Origin of the sequence: Candidatus Sulfotelmatobacter sp. (genome assembly GCA_036500765.1) — a bacterium.
In the GTDB taxonomy this organism is placed as follows: domain Bacteria; phylum Acidobacteriota; class Terriglobia; order Terriglobales; family Acidobacteriaceae; genus Sulfotelmatobacter.
The window spans coordinates 1-7451 of the sequence record DASYBM010000005.1 but is presented as its reverse complement, the minus strand read 5'-3'; the positions used below and the strand labels follow the sequence as shown (position 1 = coordinate 7451).

The window sequence follows — 7451 nt, the reverse complement described above, 5'->3', positions numbered from 1 at the left end:
AACCCCTAGCGACGCGGCTCTTGCTTTCGCTTCTTCCCACGCTACCCGCGTCTCAGGATTGTGTTTCTGCGTTAGATCGATCAACTCCGCGAGGGCATACTCTCTGTGGGGGTCAAGATCGTACTTTGCCTCCGGGCGCGCCGCAAGCTCATGGTCGAGGCCCTGCTCTGCCTTTGAGTGCCAAACTTTGTTCGAAGAAGCCGGAGCGCCTTGCGCATGGCACGTATTACCGATGCCCACCATGAGGGCGATAATAACCACCACTCCAGATGTCGTTGCCATGCACGTCCTGTACATATTTGCCGCTCGCGAGGCCGTTGACGGAGTCGGCCAAGCTTGCAAAGCTGCGATTTGTGCAGCATAAACGCTCTCCGTAGATGCTTCCACCAAGAAAACTATTGTGCAGTGCGAGCGGCTTTTGCGCAACGGAGGGATCTCGCAAAGGCGAGGTTTGCCCGCCTGCCCCGCAAGTCCCAAAGACTATCATGCCTGCGAGAAAAGCCGTGCGCTGCGGGTTGGATCGATTCACCACGATTCCACGTGCCCTGTTGAAGAGCCCGTCTCGCCACGGCTCGATATGGGCACTGTGTCGAATGTATTTGGGCGACCAAAATCGGTCCGCAGCCATGTCGTCTCGCATGCTGAACAGGGTTTCGAATCCCTTCAGCACGGTCGCCTTATTCTTCTCCGCATTTGAATCGCTCATTGTTTTCCTCTCTTGCAGATGACGTTGGACGTTTTTGTTTTGAACGGTTCATGAAGCTCGCTCCGGTAGCGAGGCGGAGCAGCGGCTCTCGGTCAGATTTGTCCTCTCTGCCGCCATCAACGAAGAGTTTGATACCTGTGGCGAAACTGGAATCATCTGAAGCCAGGTCCCAACGTCGAAATTTACTTATGCGAACTTGAACAGAATCTTGCCGCTGCGATTCGACTTCAACGATTGTTTGAATGCTTCCTTGAACTGGTCAAGCGGATACACCTGCTCCACTGTGGCTGAGAGCGATCTATCAGCTACGAGGTCTCCCAGCCTCTGGTAAATCTCTTCGATCTCTGTGCGCGGCGCATTGCGAATCCAATTTATGAGCCAAAATCCGTGGAGGTTAAGTCCACGGTAGATGAGGTCTTTGGGCGAGATGGACGGGAACTGTCCACTTTGAAGGGCGTAGACGACAATCGAGGCGCCAGGTTTAAGCGATTTGGCCAACTCGCCCACCGGAGTTCCGCCCAACGTATCGAGGACGAGGCTAAGTTTCTTCCCGTTGAGAGCATCCTCAATGTCCTTGTGTAGGCTGTCGCCTTGGAGGATTACGCGGTCACCTCCCCACTGCCGCACTTGTTCGGCAGCTTCTTCCCGCCGGACGACATTCAGCGTCTTGACTCCTGCAAGCTTCGCGAGGGCAATGATGTACTGCCCCATGGCCGAGTTGGCTGCGGTTTGACCGATCCAGTCGCCGGGCATCAGGGAAACGTATCTGTTCAGCAAAAGATAGGCGGTAGCCGGGTTAATCCCTATCATCGAGAGTTGCAGGGGATCCGCTTCGTCGCTCATTGGCACGAGATTGCGCATTGGGACGACAACTTCATCTGCCCAGGTGCCCTGCTCGTAGGTAGGAAGAATCAGAACTCGTTTACCCCGCAAAGCAACATTAACCCTCGACCCGATCTTGGCGACTCGGCCAATACCCTCCGCGCCCACCGAGGATGGGAAGGCCGGCCGAACGCCGTACATGCCACGGACGAACAAAAAGTCCGAGGGATTGAGCGGGGCCGCTTCCATCGAGATGAGAACATCCTCCTGACCAAGAGCCGGTTCGGAGACCGTGTTGATCTCGATGACTTCTGAGGGTTCGCCGTGAGCTATGAATTGCAACTGCCGCATAAGTAATCCTTTCCTTCCAAACGATTCATGGTTTGACCGAGCACGCTGGAAGCTCGAGCGCCCCAGGATTCTTCTGGATTATTGCTATAATCCATATGCAGGATTGGATTCGAAATCCTGATTTAGTTGCTATTTATTTGAGAGCGAGTCCACATGGGGTATTCGGAGGCTCAAAAAGCGAAGACTCATGACCGCATTGTTAAGCTCGCGTCAAAAAGGTTCCGCGAAAAGGGCCTTGCAGGGATCGGAATCGCCGAACTGATGAGGGAGGCGGGGCTTACGGTAGGCGGCTTCCGCAAGCACTTCGATTCGCGTGACCACTTGGTGGCCGAAGCAGTCAGCTCTGCATTCGGCGGTTGGAAACGTCGAGTGGAGGCGACCAAATCCAGCGGGCCGCCAGTGTCCTATGAAAAGCTGATTGACGATTATCTGAGCGAAACGCACCGAGATAATCCGGGCACTGGCTGTGCCTTCAGCGCCTTGGCGCCGGAGATCGCGCGCGGCGGCAAGCGGACCCGTACGCTTACCTCCGAACAGGTCCGGAATGACATTCACTTGATTGCCACTTTGTATCCAGCCAAAGACAAACGTATCGCGAGATCGAGAGCGATTTTGACTTTCAGTGCCCTCGTCGGGGCTATGTCCTCGGCACGGGCCGTATCGGATGAGGCACTTTCGCGCGAGATTCTGAACCCGGTGGCAGAGCTTCTGAGGGACTCTGCTTAACACGAAGTCGGTCATGAGAGTGCGATCAATTCGACCGCGAGTACAAGAGCTTCTTCGAACCGTCGATGCGGGAGATTCAGAGCGCGTCGGTCGCCAGCGGGGACTCCCTAATTTAATTCAGTTTTCCGAGCAGACGGGATTGAGTTCACCGGTGCATCCACGGATTCTCAGCAAGCGATAAATCGCCAGTCGCTCATCGAGAGGATTTCGACCCGCCTGAAGGCATTTTCGTGGGTTCCGGGCGGATGACCGCCGATGCGGAAGTTACCTTTCGATTAACACCGCTCCTCGAGTCACTCATTGAGGACTGGTGGGATAGATGGTCGGGCCTCATGTACGTCGAAAGTTGAAAAACGGAGCCAAATCCCATGCGTAATCGCTTCGAAATGAGTCGTAAAAAGTTCCAGTCGTGAACTGACCACTTATCCGCTGCGCATTCCGTAAACAAGCATATGTAAGGTTAGCGAAGGACAGTTGAGTGGAGCAGCCGAAGACACGAGATTTGCTTAAGTTAATCAAAATAAAAGAGATGCGCACTGTAACCATATTTATACCCGAACGGCGGGTTATTGGACGCGAGATGCGCCGGTACGTTGCTGTAAGCGATTGAAAATACTAAGGTTTAGGGTGGTGCCGGGAGGGGGGTCGAACCCCCACGGGCCGAAGCCCGGCGGATTTTGAGTTTCCTGAGAACACCGTAAGTCTATGATAAATAAGCGTAATTGAGCGTAGTCGAGATTTGCCTAAATCCAGCCTGGACCGTAGTTTAGCGGAGTTTGCCGTAATTAGGGCGAACTGATGTCTGTACCCGAACTTGTACCCGAAAAACGTCTCTTCACTGCGGTCTCCTGGCCGAACACTGGGACGTGTTGCAAGACGAAGCCACACAGGCAGAGTCCGTCAGCGGCCTTCCGATGTTTGGCAAAAGCTTCCCTTCATAAGCGTTCGACATTCGCGCCAATGTTCGCTCTCCAGAGATTGGAGACAACATCAATCTCTCTTAGGCGGGATTCTTCAGAAGGTCCGCTACCGTCTTCAGGATTTCGCTCGAAAGCGCCTCATCCGATATGGCGCGGGCTAGCGACATTGCTCCCACGAGCGCGCTGAAAGTAAGGATCGCTCTCGATCTCGCCGCGCGCTTGTCCTTGCCCGGCAACAACCCAACAATCAACTCAAGGTCCTTCCTGACCTGCTCAGAGGTAAGCGCGCGAGTCCGCTTATCGCTGCGAGCGATCTCCGGCGCCAGTGCGCTGAAAGCACAGCCCGCCCCTGGATTCTTGCGGTGCACATCGCTCAAGTAGTCGTCCACAAGATTCGCGAAGGAGAATGGCTGCCCGCCGGATTCAGCGGCCTCCTTTTGGCGCTGCCAGACACCGAATGCATCGCCGAGTGCCTCCGCCACTAGTTCGTCACGAGAGGCGAAGTGCTTGTAGAAGCCGCCCACCGTCAGGCCGGCTTCCTCCATCAATTCCGCAATTCCGAGCCCCGCGAGGCCCTTTTCGCGGAAACGCTTTGAGGCAATGGCAACGATGCGCTGATGAGTTTTCTCCTTTTGGGCCTGGGAATAGCCCATGTATCCCTCCTCGAAAATAATCTGCGACCAAATCAGGATTATGAATCTAATCCTGTATGTGTGGATTATATCAATAATCCACACTGTTCGTTCGATGGAGGCTGGAGGCACAATCAATTCGCGACCAGCTGGTGGTCTCGATCAACCTCAATAGTCTCCGGGCAGCGGTAAAGCGTGCAGGCTGGGAGCGAGATGGGAAAAGGGAGAAACGATATGCGTGCAATGAGAGCGGGAGCAATTTCACCGGAGAGGCAATGAGTAACTCGTCCCCAGATCGGAATAAGGCAATCGTGCTCGAAGCCTTCGAGACCCTGTTTAACAAGCGTGACTACGTTGCGGCGGAACGCTTCTGGTCATCGAACTACATTCAGCACAGCGCACACATTGCGCCAGGTCGCGAAGGACTGTTCAATCTCGTCCGCTCAGTGCCGGCGACGTTGCATTACGAGAACCAACTCATCTTCGCAGAAGGCGATTACGTCATAGCGCATGGTCGTTTCACGGGGATGGGGCGGCCCGCCGCCTGGATCGCAGCCGATATTTTTCGGTTCGAAAACGGTCTGCTCAAAGAGCATTGGGACGTTTTGCAGGATGAGGCGACTAAGGGCGAATCCGTGAGTGGCCTTCCCATGTTCGGCGACACATTCCAAAAGTGATAGCCAAAGATAACCCGATCACTCTGAAGACGTTCGACGTCCTCTTAACAAAACAAAGGAGATAGTAACTATGACATCACCCGTTGTTTCGAACGAAATGTATGTGATTTTAGGGGCGAGCGGGAAAACCGGCTCGATCGCCGCCGATGTCCTGCTCTCGAAGGGCAAGAAGGTGCGTGTCGTCGGGCGTGATTCGGGGCGACTAAAGCGCTTTGTGGACAAAGGCGCGGAAGCGTTCACGGCTGACATGAATAATGTATCTGCGCTCACGAAAGCCTTCAGCGGTGCGCGCGCAGCATACTTGCTGTTGCCGCCGGCAAAATCCCCGGCGGACCAGGAGCGAGATAGCGATGGGATCGCGAAGGCCGCGAAGGAATCCGGCCTGCGCTACGCGGTGCATTTGAGTAGCTACGGCGCGCAGGTTGCTAAAGGTGCCGGGCCAGTCTCGGGACTACATTCTTCGGAACAAAAACTGAACGCTATCGACGGTCTCAACGTTCTGCACCTTCGCGCCGCGTATTTCATGGAGAACAATCTGGCAGCGAGCGGCATGATCCATCACATGGGAATTTTGGGAAATGCGCTGCTACCCGACTTGAAGTTACCCATGGTCGCGACGCGCGATGTTGGCAACTATGCGGGACAGCGCCTCCTCGATCTGGATTTTTCGGGCAAACAAACGCGCGAACTGCTCGGCGAGCGAGATTTGTCGATGACGGAAACTACCGCGGCGATTGCGCGCGGCATCGACAGGCCGGGTCTGCGTTACCAGCAATTCCCGTATGACCAAGTGCAGCAGGTGTTGATGCAGTTGGGTGTTCCGCCGAAGGGGGCTGCCATGTACATCGAGATGTACAAAGCCATAAACGCGGGAGTCCTTGTTCCGTTGGAGCCACGCTCGAAAGAGAACACTACGCCTACTTCGATTGAACAATTCGTGCAGTATGTTTTTGCGGCTGGGTATCAAAGGAAGGCTCCCGGCGCTTAGGCCCAGCCCCCGGGTAGCGCTTGTTTGCAGGAGACAGCTCGGGAACTACGAGAAACTTTCCGACTAAGTGATGGTCAGAATCAGGTGGAAACCTAGCTTGGATGAGCTTAATCAGAAAGAGGAATCAGTGACAACAATAAACGCGATGCGGCTGGCTTCGGTGGTTACGGCAGTCGATGTCCTGGTCGCGACCGGCTTTTCCATCGTGGGGATCATCCGCCCACAATACCTGGTCCCTGCCGAATCCGTTCCAACGCAAGCGTCGTTGATATTGGCCCTGTACGCGGCGGCGCGCACAATTCCTCTGGCTTTGTTCGCATTGGGGGCGGTCTACAAGCAGGCGGCGTCAGCATTGCTGCTGCTGGGTGCACTCGCCGGCGCCATGCAATTGCTGGATGCCGGAATTGGTCTGTATGAGCATGATCCTGGAAAATGCGCTGGGCCTCTCTTTATCGCTGTCCTCCAATTCGTCGTGGTGTATCTGCTTCAGAAATCCTTGCCCATCACGCCGCAAGCCAAGCGCGGATAGTTCCGGGAACGCTGTAAACAGTTCGGATGAGCTGATGGGTAAGGAACAGGAGATGATCTATGAAAAACGCTAAGGAACTCATGCTTGAATACACCGCCTTCTCGTTCAGAGATCCGAAGAAGGCGGCGGAGATGTTTGCGGAAGATAGCGCCTTTGAGCTGCCGTATCTTGCGACCTTCGGACTTCCTACGGAGTACAGGGGCCGAGACGCGATCGCCGCCTTTTTCCAATCCGTGCTCGACATCTATCCCGGTTTCCAATTCGAGAATACCAAGGTGCCGATCGAGACTCCCGACCAGGTCTTTGCGGAATTCGAGGCCACCGCGGTGTCAATCAAAACGGGAAGAACCGTTCATCAACTCTTCTTTGCGCGGCTGGTTGCCGAGAATGGCAAGATCAAGCTGTTTAGAGAAGCTCTGAATACGTTGGAATTGGCCAAGGCTAATGTACAGAATAGCGCGGACTTGTTTTGAAGGAGGGATTCGTCGGGTCGTTTGCGGGGTGCCTCCGTTCCAGGTCCCCGCACGTCGCGCCGTGTCGGTCAATCTCCGAGCGACTCCAGCCGGTTCCCGCCTGCGCGGCTGAAAGGATGTCCCCCCGCTTTTCTGCACTTTCCGCTGATAACAAGATGGTGGCAGCTCATGAAGCCGATCTGGGGAGCAGACGGGGCCGTGACGATGATCCATGCAGGGGAGACAATGAACGGCGTCACGGCCATTGGCGGTAAATCCTTCAGCCTGCGCGCGGCACGAGAGAGGAATAGGATAGCCGAGCAGCACTACAACTCGACCCTCAATACCTTCGCGGGTCGGGCGATGCCACCCGCTGCGACTGGCGGTGACTTGGTGCCTCCGTCGGCCTGAAAATACGCTACTCGGCCGTACTCGCCGGGACGCCGCCCCCAAGCCCCCTTCGTAGGTCCGATCAGTTCGTCTGTGAAGGGCTTACCCGCAACGCTATGCCTTACGTAGCTGTTCCCGCTTGGCTCCAGTGACACGCGGTCAATGGTGTTCTGTCGGTGCGTGGCTATATATGCGACGCCCGCATTTTCGTCGATACAGAAGTCATCGCCCATCATGCCGCCCGCGACGAATTCGGGC

The 7451-nt window shown here is 55.4% G+C and carries 9 protein-coding genes; 5 read left to right on the top strand and 4 right to left on the bottom strand.

Annotated features, from left to right (window positions below):
* The coding region (locus VGM18_11600; GenBank protein ID HEY3973643.1) for a hypothetical protein at window positions 1–282 on the bottom strand (282 nt) is incomplete at its 3' end.
* Between the two features lie 610 nt (window positions 283–892).
* The gene (locus tag VGM18_11595) at window positions 893–1879 is read right to left on the bottom strand and encodes a zinc-dependent alcohol dehydrogenase family protein (protein HEY3973642.1); all 987 of its coding nucleotides are present in this window, start codon (window positions 1877–1879) and stop codon (window positions 893–895) included.
* A 153-nt stretch (window positions 1880–2032) separates the two neighbouring features.
* On the opposite strand from VGM18_11595, the gene VGM18_11590 reads away from it, so the two are divergent.
* The gene (locus tag VGM18_11590) at window positions 2033–2605 is read left to right on the top strand and encodes a TetR/AcrR family transcriptional regulator (protein HEY3973641.1); all 573 of its coding nucleotides are present in this window, start codon (window positions 2033–2035) and stop codon (window positions 2603–2605) included.
* 1000 nt (window positions 2606–3605) lie between these two features.
* Here the strand turns inward: VGM18_11590 and VGM18_11585 are convergent.
* Window positions 3606–4178, bottom strand: a complete 573-nt coding sequence (locus VGM18_11585; protein ID HEY3973640.1) for a TetR/AcrR family transcriptional regulator — start codon at window positions 4176–4178, stop codon at window positions 3606–3608.
* Between the two features lie 254 nt (window positions 4179–4432).
* Between VGM18_11585 and VGM18_11580 the strand changes: the two genes are divergently transcribed.
* The 4 genes from VGM18_11580 (at window position 4433) to VGM18_11565 (ending at window position 6824) form a co-directional block, all read left to right on the top strand.
* Window positions 4433–4834 (top strand): nuclear transport factor 2 family protein, encoded by a 402-nt coding sequence (locus VGM18_11580; GenBank protein HEY3973639.1) that lies wholly within the window; start codon window positions 4433–4435, stop codon window positions 4832–4834.
* 70 nt (window positions 4835–4904) lie between these two features.
* A complete protein-coding gene (locus tag VGM18_11575) occupies window positions 4905–5822 on the top strand; it encodes an NmrA family NAD(P)-binding protein (GenBank protein HEY3973638.1) in 918 nt (305 codons plus the stop codon).
* A 127-nt stretch (window positions 5823–5949) separates the two neighbouring features.
* Complete coding sequence (locus VGM18_11570) at window positions 5950–6351, top strand: hypothetical protein (GenBank protein ID HEY3973637.1); 402 nt, start codon at window positions 5950–5952, stop codon at window positions 6349–6351.
* A gap of 59 nt (window positions 6352–6410) precedes the next feature.
* On the top strand, window positions 6411–6824 hold the full coding sequence (locus VGM18_11565) for a nuclear transport factor 2 family protein (GenBank protein ID HEY3973636.1): 414 nt from the start codon (window positions 6411–6413) through the stop codon (window positions 6822–6824).
* Window positions 6825–7129: 305 nt separating this feature from the next.
* Here VGM18_11565 and VGM18_11560 read toward each other — a convergent pair.
* Window positions 7130–7451, bottom strand: a 322-nt coding sequence (locus VGM18_11560) for a hypothetical protein (GenBank protein ID HEY3973635.1), incomplete at its 5' end; no start/stop codon positions are given.

What these genes read in the sequence shown, in the direction of transcription:
- VGM18_11595 (HEY3973642.1), bottom strand. Translation starts at nt 1,879, where the DNA reads ATGCGGCAGTTGCAATTCATAGCTCACGGCGAACCCTCAGAAGTCATC.
- VGM18_11590 (HEY3973641.1), top strand. Translation starts at nt 2,033, where the DNA reads ATGGGGTATTCGGAGGCTCAAAAAGCGAAGACTCATGACCGCATTGTT.
- VGM18_11585 (HEY3973640.1), bottom strand. Translation starts at nt 4,178, where the DNA reads ATGGGCTATTCCCAGGCCCAAAAGGAGAAAACTCATCAGCGCATCGTT.
- VGM18_11580 (HEY3973639.1), top strand. Translation starts at nt 4,433, where the DNA reads ATGAGTAACTCGTCCCCAGATCGGAATAAGGCAATCGTGCTCGAAGCC.
- VGM18_11575 (HEY3973638.1), top strand. Translation starts at nt 4,905, where the DNA reads ATGACATCACCCGTTGTTTCGAACGAAATGTATGTGATTTTAGGGGCG.
- VGM18_11565 (HEY3973636.1), top strand. Translation starts at nt 6,411, where the DNA reads ATGAAAAACGCTAAGGAACTCATGCTTGAATACACCGCCTTCTCGTTC.